Source organism: Acinetobacter sp. AOR14_HL, assembly GCF_027855175.1.
Taxonomy (GTDB): Bacteria; Pseudomonadota; Gammaproteobacteria; order Pseudomonadales; family Moraxellaceae; genus Acinetobacter; species Acinetobacter calcoaceticus.
Map to the genome: position 1 here is coordinate 44,122 of NZ_JAKTII010000008.1, position 18,146 is coordinate 62,267.

Below are 18,146 nucleotides of genomic sequence, written 5' to 3' on the forward strand. Positions count from 1 at the left end.
GATGTTTCAGTTTATTTTGTAAATTTTTGGATTAAAAATGGCACGAGGTCAGCAATTGCGACTTGTGACTGTTCAGCTGTTGCTAGTTCTTTTACTGCAAGCTGCTGTGCATCCCACTCTCGTTCCCCTAAAATCAAAGCAAAGATTGCTCCAGCCTGATCAGCTTTTTTCATCTGGCTTTTCATGCTGCCTTGCGAACCTGTTTTGATTCGAATACTGCTATTTGCAGCTTCTAACTGGTCACGTAATTGTTCCGCTAAAATCAAAGCTTTGGTTTGATAAGCAGGCTCTGCAACCAAAAAGACTTCACAATCACGAATAACTTCGGCCTGTTCAACCTGCTCAAGTAGAAGCAATAAACGCTCCATACCCATCGCAAAACCAACAGCTGGTACTGATTGATCTGGCTTACCTTTTAACTGACCAACTAAACCGTCATAGCGTCCACCGGCACATACTGTACCTTGCGAACCAAGTGCCGTAGTTGTCCATTCAAAAACAGTCTTGTTGTAATAATCCAGACCACGTACTAACTTCTGGTTAATTACAAACTGGATGCCAGCAGCAGTCAAATAATCTTGTAACTGCTTAAAATGATCCAAACTATCTTCTTTTAAGAAATCATGCAATTTCGGTGCATTTTCCAGAATTTTCTGGGTAGATTCAATTTTAGAATCTAAAATGCGTAACGGGTTTGTTGTTAAGCGACGCTGAGAATCTTCATCCAACGCATCTTTATGCTCGTTTAAAAAAGCAACCAATGCATTGCGGTATTCAGTACGCTCATCAGCCTCACCTAAAGTATTCAACTCAAGTTGAACCTTATCAGCAACACCCATACGTTTCCATAAACGTGCTGTCAACAAAATCAATTCGGCATCAATATCGGGTGTTGCCACACCAAAAGTTTCCACGCCAAACTGGTGAAACTGACGGTAACGGCCTTTTTGTGGCTTTTCATAGCGGAACATAGGTCCCATATACCACACGCGTGGCGTAGCACCGCGCAATAAGTTATGTTCAAGCATAGCGCGAACACAACCTGCCGTACCTTCTGGACGTAAGGTTAATGACTCAGGTGGATTACCTTTATCGAAAAAGGTATACATTTCTTTTTCAACAATATCGGTTGCATCACCAATAGTACGTTTAAACAATCCCGTTTGTTCAATAATCGGCAAACGAATTTGTTGATAACCATAAGCATCCATTAAAGATGCTAAATATTGCTCGAGACGTCTCCACGCTACTGTTTGCGTTGGCAAGACGTCATTAAAACCTTTGATTGCGACTATTGAACTCATGATGAACTACGAATAATTTCTTTAGATTTAGCTTCTTCAAGCTCTTGGACACGTTGACGAACCATAGTTTCGATTTCATCAACCAATTGATCGGTATCGATTAAATGGCTTTTCTCACCATTACGATAAACCAGTGAGCGAGGCGCCGCCCCGACAACCCCGATATCGGCTTCTTTTGCTTCACCCGGGCCATTTACCTTACAACCAATCACTGACACATCCATTGGAGTACGAATATCTTCTAAACGCTCCTCCAAAGCTTGCATCACCTGAATAACATTAAATTCTTGACGAGAACAACTCGGGCAAGCAATAAAGTTAATCCCGTTAGAGCGAAGTCCCAATGATTTTAAGATATCAAAACCAATCTTGATTTCATCTTCTGGTTCGGCAGCAAGCGAAATACGCATCGTATCGCCAATACCTTCCATCAATAATCCGCCAAGGGCAATCGCTGATTTCACAGTACCAGTACGGTAAATACCAGCTTCAGTTACACCAAGATGTAATGGATTATCGATTTGTTTTGAAAGTAAACGATAAGCATCCATTGTTAAAAATACATTAGATGCTTTTACACTGACTTTAAATTCATGGAAATTGAGTCGATCTAAAATATCAATATGGCGTAATGCAGACTCAAGCAGTGCTTCACCTGTAGGCTCACCATATTTTTTTTGTAAATCTTTTTCTAAAGAACCACCATTGACGCCAATACGCATTGAAATGCCATGATGACGTGCAGCAGCAACGACTTCACGAACTTTCTGGTCGGACCCGATATTCCCCGGATTAATGCGTAAACAGTCTGCACCATAATCTGCAACTGCTAAGGCAATTCTATGGTCAAAATGAATATCGGCAACTAATGGTACTGAAACGCGCTTACGAATTGCGCCAAATGCTTCAGCAGCCTCCATAGATGGGACCGAAACACGCATAATATCAGCACCTGCTTCAGCGCAACGTTCAATCTGAGCAACGGTTGCATCAACATCACAAGTTTCAGTGTTTGTCATACTTTGCACGCTAATAGGTGCATCGCCACCGACATACACCGACCCAACACGGATTTTACGTGTTGGTCGACGTTTAATTGGGTTCTCTATCATTGTATCGCTCAACTCATGGTATTAGCGGGATAAACGGAATTCAGCTTTACCGTTTACCGTATATGGAGACAATGAAATCTGTTCTTGGTTTAAACTTAATGACACAGCAGTTGCATCATCAAGACGAATCTGAAATGGAGACTCACCATTTAAATTTAAAGTTGATGACTGACGACCTGTCGCCAAAACTTTACCTGTTGCATCAACAATATGAACAGAAGTTGGTCGGTTAAAGTTTAGCACCAATTGATCACCCACTGTTGAGGTGGCATTTCCTTTCATAGGTAAAACTTCAACATTAGATTGATTTACTTTAGGTAAATCAGCATCTTCTTTCTTTGAAGTCCATTTTTGAATACCCATAACAATCAATGACACAACAGCAATAACCAAAATTGCAAGCAGTGCGCGCTTTAACCATTTCTTATTACGATCACTGTTAGAACCAGGGAGTTTACCCATGATTTTAATTGGTGAGTTATTTAAAGCATGGTTCGGTAAAAGCCCGGTATCATTTGCATAAATCTCATCAAAGCGCTGAATAATTGCCGTCGCATCTGTATTTAGATATTTTGCATATGAACGGTAATAACCCTTGATAAAAGTCGCTTCTGGCAATGACTTATAATCATCTTGCTCTAAAGCGGTTAGAGTTTTGACCGGCATGTTTAGATCTGAAGAAACTTGCCCTAACTCTTTATTCTGAGCAACTCGAATTTGACGTAAATACTCACCAGGACGTTGAATATTTCCTAAAGCAGAAGTCGGTAAGCTTGAGCCAGTTGGCTGCTGTGAATTAGGATTTATTTCCATACGGCCTCAGTACTATACTGTAATTGCAAATAACGTTGATATTCTGGACTTTCTGGGAACAAAGCACGTAATTGGTTTACTAACACTTGCATTCCCATTTTATCCGCATTGGCTCGAGCCACTCTTACACCAATCCAAAGTGCTCTTGCACCCTGATTTTTCTGCCCCACTGTACGAGCATATTGCTCATACATTTGTGTAGCAGCCGGAATCTGCTGCTGCAAATAAAAAATTTCCGCTAACTCTAACATTGAAATATAAGAGTCGCGGTTAGCAAGGAGTGATTGCTTGAATGTTTTTTCAGCATTCGCAACATCACCCAATTTTAAATAAATACGCCCCAGATTTTCTAACGCCTGATAGCGTTGGTCATACCCTAATGTTGTGCCAGCAATACGAAATTGCTCGATCGCATCATTATAGCGTTCCATTTGGTATAAATAAGTACCATAGTTATTATGTGCTTGAGCATTATCTGGTTCAGATGAAATTGCTCGTTTAAAATAATGTTCTGCTTTTTCTAAGTTCGGCTTACTACCTTCTTGCTGTAGTAAAATACCCATCATCATATTTGCCGTTGCATCACGGCTATCTACACTTAAGGCTTGATCAAGAGCTCGCTTTGCCGAATCCAAGTCACCTGAACGGATATGTTCAGCAGCAAGTTGTGTACGCACCTTTACCGCTTTTTCTGGGTCTTTTTTTTGCGTATGCGTTGTCTGGCAACCACTTGCCAAAAGCGCAACTGCAACTCCCATACAAAATACCGTTTTTAACTTTGGAGTACTCAAAGCCTGCCCTCAATTTATCCTTGTGTCCGCAAAATCTCTTGACGCTGTGTGACTTTTTTCTGCCACTGTTCAGCACGACGAGTTCTATCAGCCACTTGACCGACTAACTGTCCACATGCAGCGTCAATATCATCACCACGTGTTTGACGAATCGTACACACAAATCCAGCATCAGACAAAGTTTTTTGGAACGAGATAATTCGATTTCGGCTTGAGCGACCATATGGTGCATGCGGGAACGGATTAAATGGAATTAAATTAATTTTACTTGGTAAGTTTTTTAATAATTTAATCATTTGCTGTGCATGTTCAGGCTGATCATTTACGCCCTCTAACATCACATATTCAATAGTCACATGTTTACGCGTACTTTCATTACCATCTTTGGCAATATAACGCTGACATGCTGCAATTAACTGAGCCAATGGATATTTTTTATTAATTGGCACTAATTCGTTACGTAATTCATCGTTTGGTGCATGTAAAGAAATTGCTAAAGCAACATCAATGTCTTTTGCAAGTTGGTCAATTTTCGGTACAACACCTGACGTTGATAAAGTCACACGGCGCTTAGACATGCCATAGGCAAAGTCATCAAGCATAATCTGCATGGAGCTTAATACGGCATCATAGTTGAGCAATGGCTCACCCATACCCATCATCACGACATTGGTCACTGAACGCTCGCGCTCGGCAACGGGCACTTCTTCCATATAAGAATAGTTTGCCATCCAGAGTTGTCCAATGATTTCATCTGGCGTTAAATCACGTTGGAAACCTTGTTTACCTGTTGAACAAAATGAACAGTCCAATGCACAACCCACTTGTGACGAAATACACAAAGTTTTGCGTAAGCCTGTTTTATCTTCAGCAGGAATTAATACAGTTTCAACCAAAGATCCTGCACCATCACCCACGCGAAAAACCCACTTACGTGTGCCATCTTTTGAATAATGACGGTGAACAACTTCAGGCGCCTTGATTTCACAAATCTGTTCAAGCTTCTCACGTAATTTTCCTGAAATATTGGTCATTTCAGCAAAATCAGTAATGAAGTATTGATGAATCCATTTCATGACTTGTCCGGCACGAAACTTTTTCTCACCAATGTCTTCAAAGAATTTTTCTAATTCAGTACGAGACATGCCGAGTAAATTCACTTTATTTTCGGCAGCAGGAATTACCAGCGTGGACGAAGATTGCTGCTGTCCATCAATATTTTCAGATGAAACGACCTCTGCAGAACTCATGTGTATTTACCTAAACCATGTCAAAAAACTGAAGATATTGTTCAAGAATCAAACAATATTCTCTTGAGAGAATAAAAAAACCAGATAAGTAGTATACCACTTATCTGGTTTGAATGCTTTCGATTAACGAGTGCGTGGGCAGATCTCGTTGTCAGCAAAGAAGTAAGCAATTTCACGCTCTGCAGAAGCAACTGAGTCAGAACCGTGAGCAGCGTTTTCATCGATGCTTACAGCAAAGTCAGCACGGATAGTGCCAGGAGCTGCTTCTTTAGGGTTTGTAGCGCCTAAGATTTCACGGTGTGCAAGAACTGCATTTTCGCCTTCAAGAACAGATACTACAACTGGACCAGAAGTCATGAATGCAACTAAATCACCAAAGAAACCACGTTCTTTATGCTCAGCATAGAAACCTTCAGCATCAGCTTGAGAAAGGTGTTTCATTTTAGTCGCAACAATTTTTAAACCCGCTTTTTCAAAACGAGCAAAAATATCACCGATGTGGTTTTTAGACACTGCATCAGGTTTTACGATAGACAAAGTACGTTCAATAGCCATGAGTGGCTCCTTTATTTTAAGATTTAAACTTTAAAAAATTTGCCGCATTATACCGATGTCATAGGCAATAATCAGCTTTGTATGTGTAAAAGTTGCGATTTTTTCTACTGTTTTTAGCGAACTTCGTCTATCCAGGCCATTTGGATCCCTTCTAGCAAACCTTCTGTCGATTTATTGGGGTCATCATTAAAATCTGGTAAAGCACATACCCATGCATGTAAATCAGTAAAACGAATCCATTGCGGATCAACTTCTGGATGTGCTTCTGACAATTCAATGGCAATATCAATTGTATCTGTCCAACGTAAGCCCATAGCGGCTCCTATCTGTTTAATCTGCTAAATCAAGAACTGTGTACTTTAGCAAATCCACAAACCTAATCGTTAGCTTAAGCTGATAAAAATTACCGATGCTTATAAAGCGATGTTCAATAAAGGTGCAGAAAAAATAATCAAACTTGCCACAGCAGCGCCAATTAAAGCCCCTACAATCACATCACTTGGGTAATGTAGACCAAGCACCATACGAGACAATGCCACGAGCACCATGAAAGGAAACATTGCCGCAAGCAGGACTGGTTGGATATAGCCCAAGACAATTGTCACCATCACGGCATGAAGCGTATGGCCAGATGGAAAGCTGAAATGATCGAGTGGTCTTTCACCGAGCACAATCACCTGATGCACCTGATAAGGACGAGGTCGCGTTGTTTTATGTTTTAAAAATTTATAGATTGCCGTTCCAACAGAACCACCCAGTAATAAGTAGATGATTTGCAGGCTATAGGTGATGCCTTGCATCCCCCATACGATTGCCAGCATTAGATACCAAAATGGTCCATCACCCACACGACTGATGATTTTGAAAAAAAGGGCAACACGTTGTGAGTGAGAGAAATTGTTAAGATATAAACAGCCTCTCAAATCTAAATCGAGTATTTTTATTTTTGCATTCTTAAGTTTCATGGTCATTCTCCTATCTTAGGATACTTAGGTGAAGTCCACAGAGGGCTCCTTCACTACCTGATAAAATGCCTGCTCCAATTGCTGAACCGGAAGTTGCCAACCGCTTTGCTGTACTTTATGACAGGCTTGTACGCCCATTTCTCTAAGTTGTTGTACTGAAGGAAGCTGATAAATTTGTTGTATAAAGTGGCTTTTTTGTCCAAGTGGGCTTAACCAGCCATTCACACCATGTGTTAAGTATTGATGTGCACATGCATAATCATACGCGATAACTGGCAAACCGCTTGCCATTGCCTCTAAAACTACGTTACCAAACGTTTCAACTTGACTCGCAAATACGAATACATCTGCACTCGCATAGGCAACTGCCAAATCCTGACCTCTCAGACTTCCGGTAAAGATAACCCCCTTCGCTTCAGGCAATGACTTTAAGCGAGCAAAATCCGGGCCATCTCCCACAATAACTAACTTAGTTTTATGTGGCTGAACAGTTTGTAAGTTGGCATAGCTTTCAATCAGCACTTGCACTTCTTTTTCAGGCGACAAACGCCCTACATAAAGCATAACGCGAGTACTCTCATCGGCATCCCATTGCTTTCGCAAACTTTCAGAACGGTGCTTTGGTGAAAACCTTGTCGTATCTACGCCACGCCCAACAACAACCAGTGGACACGTAATACCGAAACCTCGTAATGCTTCTTGTGTATCTTTACTCGGCACACAGGTCACTTGAGTATTGTTGTGGAACCAGCACAGGTATTTTTGAATCGGTTTGACTAAAAAAGCCAAATCAAAGAATCGGCTAAAATCTTGAAAGGGTGAATGAAAGCCGCTAGAAACCGGAATAGCTTTTGCTTTTGCAGCCTGCATGGCAGTTAAACCTAAAGGACCTTCTGTCACAATGTGGACTACATCTGGCACAAACTTTTCAAAAGCTTTCGATACTTTTAAATATTGTGGCCAGCCAAACTGTAAAGTCGGATATTTTGGAATCGCTTGCGACATGACCAGACATTCTTGCTCTGGTGTAAAGTCATGGCATTTTGCTTTTTGTTCTGGGCGAATCAGTAAAATCTTATGCCCCTGCTTTTGTAAGCCTTGGCATAACTGTAATAATGAAAGTGCCACACCATTAATTTCAGGTGGCCATGTTTCTGTAACAATCGCAATTTTTAAACGCGGGCGAACCAACTCATGTAATGAGTGGGTATTAGACAACTGCTGCTTTTGTTTAAAATAGAATTGGAAGCTTTCAGGAAGTTGCTGTTGTTTTAATAGTGCTGTCGCGTATGAGCTTTGCATAGCGCCATCCATCAATGTATTTATTTTCATGCTTAAAGATTAAGCAGTTTTTTTGACACTTTGATGATAAATGCATGACAGTTTACTGACATGAAAAATAAAAAAAGCACACTGATGACAGTATGCTTTTCTCTTAAAACTTAATAACGCTTAGCGATTTTGCAATTTTGCATAATCCATAAGTACATTTGCAGCTTCAGTCACAAAAGTTTCTTCTTCTGGCAATGCAGGACGTTGCGATGCTTTCATTTTAGCGCGAGATTCAGCTAGAGCATCTAATGAAGCTTGATAGCTTTCCCAGTTTGCAAAAGGCTTTTGGCCACTTGCTGCACGGCGTTCATTTTCTGCATCTAGAGTCTGTTTCTCTAAACCAAGCAATTCTGCACGGCGTTTATCAATATCAAGTACCACTTGCTTTTGCTCACTTGTTACCTTGGCAATTGCAGTACGTTTATTCAAATATTTAAACTGTGGATCAGCACTTACACGTTGTTCAGAAGACTGAGACAACTTCGCGACATATGGCTGAACAGAACCTTCACGCTTAAACGGTGCAGTCGGAATCGTATCCCACTTCAACGCATTCTTCGATTTACGTTCACCAAACTCTTCATTATAGATATCGACGAGTTTAATGTCTGGCACTACACCCTTGTTTTGTGTACTACCACCCGTAATACGGTAGAACTTACGCTGAGTTAAAGTCGCTTGACCGTATGCCAGAGTATCAAGTTGTACCTGAGCTGTACCCTTACCAGTTGTTGTACTACCAATAATAATACCGCGCTCATAATCTTGAATTGCAGCAGAGTAAATCTCACTCGCTGACGCTGACGCTAAGTTCACCATCACAGCAAGGGGGCCAGTGTAAATTTGCTGACCACCATCGTTGTCTTCAAAAACACTAACGTTGCCATTACCATCACGAATTTGGACAACTGGACCAGACTTAATCACTTGACCCAGCATACGTGCAACTTCTTCTAATGAACCACCTGGGTCATTACGTAGGTCAATGATAATACCTTCTACTTTCTTCGCTTTTAACGCTTCAAAAGCATTTGCAGTATCTTCCGAAACTGAACGGTACTGTTGACCAGCACGACGTGAACGATAGTCAAAATAGAATGATGGAATTTCGATTACGCCCAATACGTGCTTTTTACCATCACGTGTCACTTCAACTGTGCGTGAACGAACACCAGCATCTTCTTCTTGAATAACATCACGCACCAAAGTCACATTACGTGCCTGACTCATTGATGCACCAGCACCAAGAAGTTTTAATGTTACTTTCGTTCCGCGTTTACCACGAATAAGCCCAACAATTTCAGAACTTGACCAACCAACCACATCAATCATTTTCTCGCCTTCTTGGGCGACACCAACGATTCGATCTCCTGATTTCACTTGGCCAGATTTACTAGCAGGACCACCTTCTACAATGGTTTCAATCTTGGTGTAATCTTCATTGCCACGCTCTGGACGAATCGATACCCCAATACCTTCTAGTTGCAAGGTCGTTTGGCGATTAAGTTCTATCGCATCAATTGGCGGGTAATAGTTACTATGTGGATCATAGGTCGCCAACATTGCATTTAATGTTTTGTCCAACACATCATCGCTTTTCACACGACTAATTCTTTCAAGCTGACGTGTATAACGTTTAGTTAAGGTCTGAGCTGGCGTTAAATCTTCTGGGCCAGTTAAGTCTTGACCATCAGCAAGTGAAGGGTTTTCTTTAAGCGCTTTTTGTTTAGCCTGCTCTTCTTCACGACTAATGGTTAAGTTGATTAACTGCGAAACCAACATTTTACGCCAGTGATTTTGTTGCTCAGCCGTCGTTTTAAAATACGGTGCTTTTTCACGATCAACTTCAATATAGCTATTTGGCTGTTTTAAATTTTGCTGTTGTTTCAACTCAGCCAACATGAACTCATAAAATTGTTTTAAGCGTTCACGATATTGCTGATGAATTGCAAATGGACCTGTTAAGTTCCCCGCTTTTAATGAAGCACCAAAATTTGAACCATATAGTTTTTTATAATTTTGAACTTCAGCGTCTAAAAATAATGAGTGATCTGGATCAAGGTTATCTAAATACATATCGAGAATACGATTTGATGTTGTTGCATCCAGACGCATATTCAAATAATGTTGGCGATCAACTAAAGTTGCCAGTTGGCGGGCTACCAAAGCCTGCTCTTGCGTTGGCTGGATCGATTGAGAAACCACAGCAGTATTCGTTGCTGCTCTCGCTTCATTCATCGTATGAGAGAAGAATAAACCGCCAGTCGCGATCGCTACTGCACAAGCTATAGTTTGAAGTTTCATAAATTTTTAATACTTCCTTGGGTGTTCCTATCTTACATGCTCTGTTTTCGATATGAACTAAGCAGATTCAAAATCTTAACCAACTAAATTGTTTATACCGTGTAGTTTTATCATATTCTGTACTGACAAAATGTAGCAAAACATTGCAAAATTCGCTTATTGTTTTTCAATCAAAATTCAAATGGAACCAATATGATTGGCGCATTGATGCTGGATATCGCCGGCACAGAACTTACTCAAGAAGATATTGAACTATTACGCGCTCCGCAAGTCGGTGGCATGATTTTATTTGCACGAAATATTGAATCTCCGCAACAAGTCCGTGCTTTAACAGACCACATGCGTCAAATTCGTCCAGATATTTTAATTGCTGTCGATCAAGAAGGTGGTCGAGTTCAGCGCCTAAGATCTGGTTTTACCTTATTACCGGCCATGGGCCGTTTTGGTGAACTTTATATTACCCAACCTCAAAAAGCACTTGAGCTAGCTGAACAGTGTGGTTGGCTCATGGCAACCGAAGTCCTTGCTGTAGGTATTGATTTCAGTTTTGCACCAGTTTTAGACCTTAATGCAATTAGTGACGTGATTGGTGACCGAGGTTTCTCTAAAAATATTGAGGATATCGCACCTCTTGCTGGCGCATTTATGCAAGGCATGAAAAAAGCCGGAATGGCAAACACGGGCAAACACTTCCCGGGCCACGGTTCCGTGAAAGCAGATTCTCATGTCGCAGCTGCAATTGACAGCCGTAGCTATGATGAAATCTATAATCATGACATGCAAAGCTTTATCAAGCTCATGCCTCAGCTTGATGCACTCATGCCAGCACATGTTATTTATGATCAGATTGACCCAAATCCAGCTGGTTTTTCACCTTTTTGGATTCAAGAAGTTCTACGCAACCGTTTGAAGTTTGATGGTGTACTTTTCTCTGACGACTTAACTATGCAAGCCGCGTGTGTAGCAGGCGGTGCAGATGCACGTATTCAAGCTGCGCTTTCTGCGGGTTGTGATATGGGGCTTGTGTGTAATGACCGTAATGCAGCATGCACAGCACTAGAAGGTATCGAAAAACTTGCTCTGCCAAACCAAGAACGCTTAGAACGTATGCGCGGTCAAATTCCACAAATTCAGATTGGTGAAACCTTATCGCTAGGAGATGAGTGGCAAGCTGTCAAAACAGCCATTGAAGAGTTTAAGAATTCGATCTAAATTATGAATACGTAGAAGCGTCATCTGCAACCTGCGTAGTCCTTAATAAGTATTGTATTTGCAATATATAAGACAGATGGATACATCTAACAGGTTTTGCAGATGACAATGGTTTTGCCTACTTTTGCCAAAACAAAAGTAGGTCGAACCGAAGGTTAATCCCGATATGAAACATTTAAAATAGTAAAACTCCGTCGTGATGTATTAATCAACTTAAATGACGTAATTTCAATTCAAGATCTTATAGTGCTTAGGCAATAAAGATCACAGAAAAACAATAAATCGAGCTCAGGACGAATGACACAACAACTTTCTAAACACCGCCATATTTCTTTTACTGCACACTATACCGGCTATATCTGGTACCAAATGGGGATCTCTCACGAAGCACTTGCTACCACTAAAGGCAAATCACTGGCGTATTTGGTTCACCCAATAGAATCTTGGGCCGAGAAATATGTGGGTGGCAGCATGCGCACCACACTCACACAACGCCATACCATGCTTGACCATCATTTAGAGAAGTTAATTCAAGAAAATCCTGATCTACAAGTCTTAGAAATAGCATGTGGCCTGTCCCCTCGCGGATGGTGGTTTAGACAGCATTACCCTTCAATTACCTATCGGGAGCTTGATTTACCCGATATGGCACAAACCAAACAAAATGCACTTCAGCAAATTGAACAAAATGCGCCTGAAATTTTATCGGTTGATTTATTTACAGAAGCCTTTGCACAAGCATTTGAGGTATTTGACCCGAACCGTCCATTGGTTGTAATTAGTGAAGGTTTAATTAACTATTTCGATAAAGATTTATTAAAACAACTCATTCAATCGATCGCTCACTACGGTGCTGCTTTTAAAACGTTCCATTATTTAACGGATCTGTACCCTGAACCAATTAAAAACAAACTGGCGACCCTGATCTGGAACAGTAGTAAGCTACTTAAATTAATGTCCCGCAGTTCCTTTAGTTTTCATTTTAAAAGCCCTCAAGAAGTGCAGGATTTTTTTAAAGACGCTGGGTTTCAACATGCCACAGTTGAACAGCCACAAATATTTTTTGGGCAAGTTCCTTCCAATGATCATGAGCAACATTTAGGTGATTTGGTCTGGATAATCCACAGCCAAACAAAATAATAAGCATAAAAAATTGGAAGCTCGAAAATTACGAGCTTCCAACTATAAGGAATAGATTAAACAGTTTGTTTTTGACGAGCAATAAAACGACTTAAACGATCAGCAAGTTCAAAACTACCATGTTTAAATAAAGCTCGAATACCGTGCGCTGTACTTTCAAAAATTAAACATTCAATTGAAAAAGTACCTTCTTCATCTTCTAAATGCAGTGCTAAATCACGTGGATGTTCATTTACAAAATCCAGCTTCGAAACATCATCCATTTTTAAATACATACCAAAGAATGTGACATCAACGATCGTCACTGGCACCTGTACATCAAACTCTCGGTGAGTAAGTTGAGTTTTTGGCTGTAAAACCCGAACCCGTTCTTCACCACGGCGTTCCATCTTTTGCATTTGTTCACGTGTCATGGGAATAATGCCATCCAAATTATGGATAGATTTCCCCTTCAAGAAAGTAGTGAACAAACTCATAGTTTCTTTACGACGCTGCAACTGAGGTACATGGTCCGCGTTTGCAATAAGTGCAAATTCCATATCTGGACATTGCAAAGCAAAATTTGCATTTTCATGTGGCAGAGTGAAACTGTCATACTGCCCTGCAGCAACGAGAGTTTTACACGCTGGAATTGGCACGTCAGTTAAACGCAAAAGACGATTACAGTTAATTTCATAACGCTCTCGCTCTGTACCCGTAAACTCAGCCATTTGCCTAAAAAATAATTTTTTGGCTGTAGGTGACATGCGGGTTTTATCTAATTTTGCATGATTCACCAAATACAAAATCACAGCTTGCCCAAACTCTTCCATGCGGTTTTCTTGCATGAGTTTGAGGGACTCTTCCAAAATCATTCGCCAACTTTTTCGGGTCTTTTGCATGACACCCATCAAAATCATGCGATCCATTAATTCTGGACGATGGTAAGCAAAGCAAGAGGCTATCACCGACCCCAAAGACATTCCCATCACGGAAACTTTTTGTAGTCCAACAATATCCAGCCAGCGTCCCAACATTTTAGATAGATCAGGTAATTCTAAAGTACCCGCAGATACTCCTGTATCCCGATTGGTAATTTGCTGATTTGCGCCCATAGAAGGTAAATCAATTAAAATGACCGGACCGCTTTCAAACAATTGTTCAACACAATATTTATAAGAATTAAAATTCTGGAAAGCACCGCCCACAATCACAATTGGCGTATTGTGAATCGTTTTTGGATCGGCAATTGCCATATATTCAATCTTCCAGCCGTCAATCCATGTTGTACGAGCAGGTTGTTTAAAACTATCTCTATGGTAGATATCGAAAAAGCCAAAACCGGCATAAGCTTGGTTTATCTCCGAATCCATTTGAATAATGGAATTCATATCCTTGCTTCCTCCTTGCTGTAATTTTTTTATGCTGCAAGAGTTCCTTCTTGAACACGTAATCTTTTATGCACAAAACTTTAAAATTTGTATTAGTTTGTATTGCACAATAACATTCTAAACAATTGTGTGAAATATACGCAATCGCTCAAATGACCGCTCATCTTGTTTAAGTCGCTAATAGTTTGCAAAATATTTAAATGTTTTTTTATAGCGGTCACATTTTTCAAAAAAAGCCATTCATTGTTCCGCATTTGACTGCTACTATCGTAGTCATTGGTAAACGATTAAAAACGGCTATGCAAGATTCAATTGAACAATATATGCAAAAAGTCGGGCAACAAGCACGTGACGCCTCACGCGTCTTAACAAGTGCTTCTACCTCGCTTAAAAATCATGCACTCTCTGCTATTTATACTGCTTTGGAAAATAATCAGGCAGCAATCTTGGCAGCGAATCAGGTGGACATGGATAAAGGTCGTAGCAATCAGCTCGATAGCGCATTGCTTGATCGTCTTGAACTTACGCCCGCACGTTTTAAAGGAATGTTGCAAGGTTTAAAAGATGTGATCGCGCTTGTCGATCCTATTGGGGAAATTACTGATCTTGCATACCGCCCAACAGGTATTCAAATTGGCAAAATGCGTGTACCTCTAGGTGTCGTTGGGATGATTTACGAATCACGCCCAAATGTCACGCTAGAAGCAGCATCTTTAGCCATCAAATCGGGCAATGCCATTATTTTGCGTGGTGGTTCAGAAGCACTTGAGTCAAATAAAGCAATTGCAGAAGCAATTAAGCATGGCTTAAAAGTAGCAGGCTTACCTGAACATTCAGTACAAGTTATTGATACGCCTGATCGTGCGGCAGTCGGCCATCTTATTACTATGGCTGAATATGTGGATGTCATTGTTCCACGTGGTGGTAAAAGCTTAATTGAGCGTGTGACGAATGAAGCACGTATTCCTGTTATTAAGCATCTTGATGGTAACTGTCATGTATTTGTCGAAGCGCAAGCAGACCTTCACAAAGCCTTACCTATTACATTGAATGCAAAAACTCATCGCTATGGTGTTTGTAATGCGATGGAAACTCTGCTTGTTGATGAAAAAATTGCAGACGTTTTCTTACCACGCATTGCCGAACTTTATGCAGAAAAGCAAGTTGAGCTTCGTGGCTGCCCAGAAACACGCCGCATTTTAGGCCCATCTGTTAAAGCTGCAACGGAAGAAGATTGGTATACCGAATATTTAGGGCCAATTCTTGCAATTAAAGTTGTTAGTGGTTTAGACGAAGCAATTGACCATATCAACAAATATGGTTCACATCACACCGATGCGATTGTGACAGAAAATTATAGTTTGGCGCGTCAATTCTTGGCTCGTGTAGATTCGAGTTCAGTGGTTGTCAATGCTTCGACTCGTTTTGCTGATGGTTTTGAATACGGCTTAGGTGCAGAAATTGGTATCTCTACAGATAAAATCCATGCACGTGGTCCGGTTGGTTTAGAAGGTTTAACTTCTCAAAAATGGATTGTGTTAGGTGACGGTCAGATTCGTCAATAATCGATCTACTATTCCAAACAAAAACGCCTGATATTAATCAGGCGTTTTTGTTTTATTATTCAAATTTTACCATCAAAAAAACCAGCCCGATGGCTGGTTTTTTTGATTAAATACCACTTAGAAAATAAAGTCGGTATTCACAAATTTAGAATAGTGCTCAGACACCATAGAGGCCAGCATACCTTTACTGTCATCAGTCTGTTTAGCAGCAATCATAGAACGAATAGAGAATGCACGCAGCGCATCATGCACAGACAGTGTACCTTCCGCAGAATCTTTACGACCACCAAATGGAAACACATCTGGACCACGTTGGCACTGACAATTAATGTTCACACGACAAACCTGATTGACCAGCGGATCAACCAAATGACCAATTTGCTCAGGGTCGCTACCAAAAATACTCACCTGCTGACCATGATCAGAAGTAGTAACATATTCCAGCACAGTTTCAATGTCATCATAAACAGAGACTGGTACCACTGGACCAAACTGTTCCTCACGATACAGTCTCATGCCTTCAGTCACTGGATAAACTACGGCTGGATAGAACATAGTTTTGCAGAATTCACCACCTTCTACATTAACCACTTTTGCCCCTTTAGCCACGGCATCTTCAATGACTTCAGTCATATAGGCCGTACGGTGCATGCCTGGCAGCGGAGTAATAAACACACCTTTTTCCCACGGCATACCCACTTTCAGCTTGGCCAGTTCAGCCGTTAAGCGGTTAACAAATTCATCGGCTATCGAGCGATGTACCATCAGCATTTTGAGCGCAGTACAACGCTGACCATTAAACGACAATGCACCCAGCAGACACTCTTTCACAGTCAAATCCAAGTCAGCATCCGGCAGAATAATGGCTGCATTCTTCGCATCCAACCCCAAAATCGCACGTAGACGGTGAGATTTAGGATGTTGCTTTTTCAAGTAATCGGCCACTTTGCTAGAACCAATCAGCGCCAATACGTTGATTTTTCCAGATGCCAACAGATGCGGCACCACCAGTGAGCCTGGCGCATAGATGGTATTGATCACACCTTTCGGAAATGATTCGCGGAATGCTTCCAGCAATGGTTCAAACAATAAGGTACCAAATTGAGGTGGTTTGAAGACGATGGTATTACCCATTAGCATAGCTGGAATCAAGGTAGCAAAGGTTTCATTCAGCGGGTAGTTATATGGCCCCATACACAACACTACGCCCAATGGGGTACGACGGATTTGACCAATGGTACCTTCAGCAATCACAAAGCGGGAGTTGGCATTGTCTAGGTCTTTCAGGGCATCAATAGTTTGACGCATATAGGTGACAGTACGGTCAAACTCTTTCTCAGAATCAGCCAAGCTCTTGCCAATTTCCCACATGATCAGTTTAACAATTAAGTCTCGCCGCTCCACCATACGCTGAATGAAATTCTGCATACAGGCGATGCGCTCACCAACTTTCATCATTGGCCATTCACCACGACCATTGTTGTAGGCCAATACTGCTGCTTCTAGTGCTTCGTCGCTTTCTTTCTCACCCATGATTGGATAACTGCCAAGCTCAACTTGCTGCAAACTACCATCAGGCTGCTGAGTCCAGATTGGGGACAATGTTTTCTTGGTTGCACCAGCCCACAACTTCAGCTCACCATCTACTAATGAGACACGCTGATGAATCTGGGATGGCAGACGCACGCTCTCAGGAATACTGTCTACTACGGGAAATTTCTGCTGCAAATTATTTGAATGACTCATTCTTGTTATCTCCAAGTTTTATATATTTATGTATTTATATATTCGAACCTAGCCCGCTATGATCAGGCGTTGTTCCTGTGAATACCAGTACCATTACTGGTATTCACTTTGCTTGAGCCGCACCACAAATCAATCAAGACTTTGCAATGTTTCTAAATGAGGTTACCCCCTACACACGCTGTCAGTTACCCCTAGTTTTTGCATGACCTGCACAACTATTTGTTCAGGTGTCAATGCAATATCAATCGTAATTGCCTCATGAACATCAGGCTCTTCTAAAGTATCAAGCTGAGTCTGCAATAACGAAGGGTCGAAAAAATGGCCCGCTCGCTCAGCAAGACGCTGTTTTAACAACTCATACGACCCTTTTAAATATACAAACTGCACATTTTGGTCATGTCCGCGTAAAATATCTCGGTAGACCCGCTTGAGTGAAGAACAAGTAAACACTGCGGTCTCACCCGCCTGCTGCTTCTCTTCAATAGCTTTACGAATCGCCTGTAACCAAGGCATGCGATCTTCATCAGTTAAAGGAATACCCTGACTCATCTTGCTTTTATTTGCAGTCGAATGCAGTGTATCTCCATCGAGAAACTCACAAGCCAAATGCTCCGACAGCAACTCACCAATCAGTGTTTTGCCTGTTCCACAGACACCCATTGCAATCACAATCATGGATTACTTACC

The 18,146-nt window shown here is 41.1% G+C and carries 16 protein-coding genes; 3 read left to right on the forward strand and 13 right to left on the reverse strand.

Annotated features, from left to right (window positions below; genetic code table 11):
- Nucleotides 1-11: 11 nt before the first annotated feature.
- The 10 genes from hisS to MKL38_RS08580 all read right to left on the reverse strand — a co-directional run bounded on the left by hisS (nt 12) and on the right by MKL38_RS08580 (nt 10,426).
- Complete coding sequence (gene hisS / locus MKL38_RS08535; RefSeq protein WP_017388395.1) at nt 12-1,304, reverse strand: histidine--tRNA ligase; 1,293 nt, start codon at nt 1,302-1,304, stop codon at nt 12-14.
- The gene (ispG, locus tag MKL38_RS08540; RefSeq protein ID WP_004641112.1) at nt 1,301-2,416 is read right to left on the reverse strand and encodes a flavodoxin-dependent (E)-4-hydroxy-3-methylbut-2-enyl-diphosphate synthase; all 1,116 of its coding nucleotides are present in this window, start codon (nt 2,414-2,416) and stop codon (nt 1,301-1,303) included. Before ispG ends, hisS begins: the two co-directional genes overlap by 4 nt.
- A 21-nt stretch (nt 2,417-2,437) precedes the next feature.
- Nucleotides 2,438-3,229, reverse strand: a complete 792-nt coding sequence (locus MKL38_RS08545) for a helix-turn-helix domain-containing protein (protein ID WP_004641111.1) — start codon at nt 3,227-3,229, stop codon at nt 2,438-2,440.
- Nucleotides 3,220-4,020, reverse strand: coding sequence for a type IV pilus biogenesis/stability protein PilW (pilW, locus tag MKL38_RS08550; RefSeq protein ID WP_005036935.1), 801 nt, complete (start codon nt 4,018-4,020; stop codon nt 3,220-3,222). Before pilW ends, MKL38_RS08545 begins: the two co-directional genes overlap by 10 nt.
- A gap of 14 nt (nt 4,021-4,034) precedes the next feature.
- Nucleotides 4,035-5,270, reverse strand: a complete 1,236-nt coding sequence (rlmN, locus tag MKL38_RS08555) for a 23S rRNA (adenine(2503)-C(2))-methyltransferase RlmN (protein WP_270903054.1) — start codon at nt 5,268-5,270, stop codon at nt 4,035-4,037.
- A 123-nt stretch (nt 5,271-5,393) separates the two neighbouring features.
- On the reverse strand, nt 5,394-5,825 hold the full coding sequence (gene ndk, locus MKL38_RS08560; RefSeq protein WP_003654870.1) for a nucleoside-diphosphate kinase: 432 nt from the start codon (nt 5,823-5,825) through the stop codon (nt 5,394-5,396).
- A 113-nt stretch (nt 5,826-5,938) separates the two neighbouring features.
- Nucleotides 5,939-6,139 carry a Fe-S cluster assembly protein IscX gene (iscX, locus tag MKL38_RS08565; protein ID WP_003654869.1) on the reverse strand — a complete coding sequence of 67 codons (201 nt, stop codon included), beginning with the start codon at nt 6,137-6,139 and terminating at the stop codon, nt 5,939-5,941.
- Nucleotides 6,140-6,238: 99 nt separating this feature from the next.
- A complete protein-coding gene (locus tag MKL38_RS08570; RefSeq protein WP_333724261.1) occupies nt 6,239-6,790 on the reverse strand; it encodes a phosphatase PAP2 family protein in 552 nt (183 codons plus the stop codon).
- 24 nt (nt 6,791-6,814) lie between these two features.
- Nucleotides 6,815-8,104, reverse strand: coding sequence for a glycosyltransferase family 4 protein (locus MKL38_RS08575; RefSeq protein WP_270903145.1), 1,290 nt, complete (start codon nt 8,102-8,104; stop codon nt 6,815-6,817).
- Between the two features lie 138 nt (nt 8,105-8,242).
- Nucleotides 8,243-10,426, reverse strand: coding sequence for a carboxy terminal-processing peptidase (locus MKL38_RS08580; protein ID WP_270903056.1), 2,184 nt, complete (start codon nt 10,424-10,426; stop codon nt 8,243-8,245).
- 192 nt (nt 10,427-10,618) lie between these two features.
- Here MKL38_RS08580 and nagZ point away from each other — a divergent pair, with 192 nt between their 5' ends.
- Together nagZ and MKL38_RS08590 are read left to right on the forward strand one after the other, a co-directional pair.
- On the forward strand, nt 10,619-11,638 hold the full coding sequence (nagZ, locus tag MKL38_RS08585) for a beta-N-acetylhexosaminidase (protein WP_270903057.1): 1,020 nt from the start codon (nt 10,619-10,621) through the stop codon (nt 11,636-11,638).
- 297 nt (nt 11,639-11,935) lie between these two features.
- Nucleotides 11,936-12,778 carry a class I SAM-dependent methyltransferase gene (locus tag MKL38_RS08590; RefSeq protein ID WP_270903058.1) on the forward strand — a complete coding sequence of 281 codons (843 nt, stop codon included), beginning with the start codon at nt 11,936-11,938 and terminating at the stop codon, nt 12,776-12,778.
- Between the two features lie 56 nt (nt 12,779-12,834).
- Here the strand turns inward: MKL38_RS08590 and MKL38_RS08595 are convergent, their stop codons facing one another.
- Nucleotides 12,835-14,148 carry an alpha/beta fold hydrolase gene (locus MKL38_RS08595; protein ID WP_270903059.1) on the reverse strand — a complete coding sequence of 438 codons (1,314 nt, stop codon included), beginning with the start codon at nt 14,146-14,148 and terminating at the stop codon, nt 12,835-12,837.
- Nucleotides 14,149-14,447: 299 nt separating this feature from the next.
- Here MKL38_RS08595 and MKL38_RS08600 point away from each other — a divergent pair, with 299 nt between their 5' ends.
- The gene (locus MKL38_RS08600) at nt 14,448-15,713 is read left to right on the forward strand and encodes a glutamate-5-semialdehyde dehydrogenase (protein ID WP_003654861.1); all 1,266 of its coding nucleotides are present in this window, start codon (nt 14,448-14,450) and stop codon (nt 15,711-15,713) included.
- Between the two features lie 117 nt (nt 15,714-15,830).
- Here the strand turns inward: MKL38_RS08600 and MKL38_RS08605 are convergent, their stop codons facing one another.
- Both MKL38_RS08605 and MKL38_RS08610 read right to left on the reverse strand, forming a co-directional pair.
- Entirely contained in the window at nt 15,831-17,459 is a 1,629-nt protein-coding gene (locus tag MKL38_RS08605; protein ID WP_270903060.1) for an NADP-dependent glyceraldehyde-3-phosphate dehydrogenase, read from the reverse strand.
- Between the two features lie 162 nt (nt 17,460-17,621).
- The gene (locus MKL38_RS08610; protein WP_231764114.1) at nt 17,622-18,134 is read right to left on the reverse strand and encodes a gluconokinase; all 513 of its coding nucleotides are present in this window, start codon (nt 18,132-18,134) and stop codon (nt 17,622-17,624) included.
- Nucleotides 18,135-18,146 lie beyond the last annotated feature (12 nt).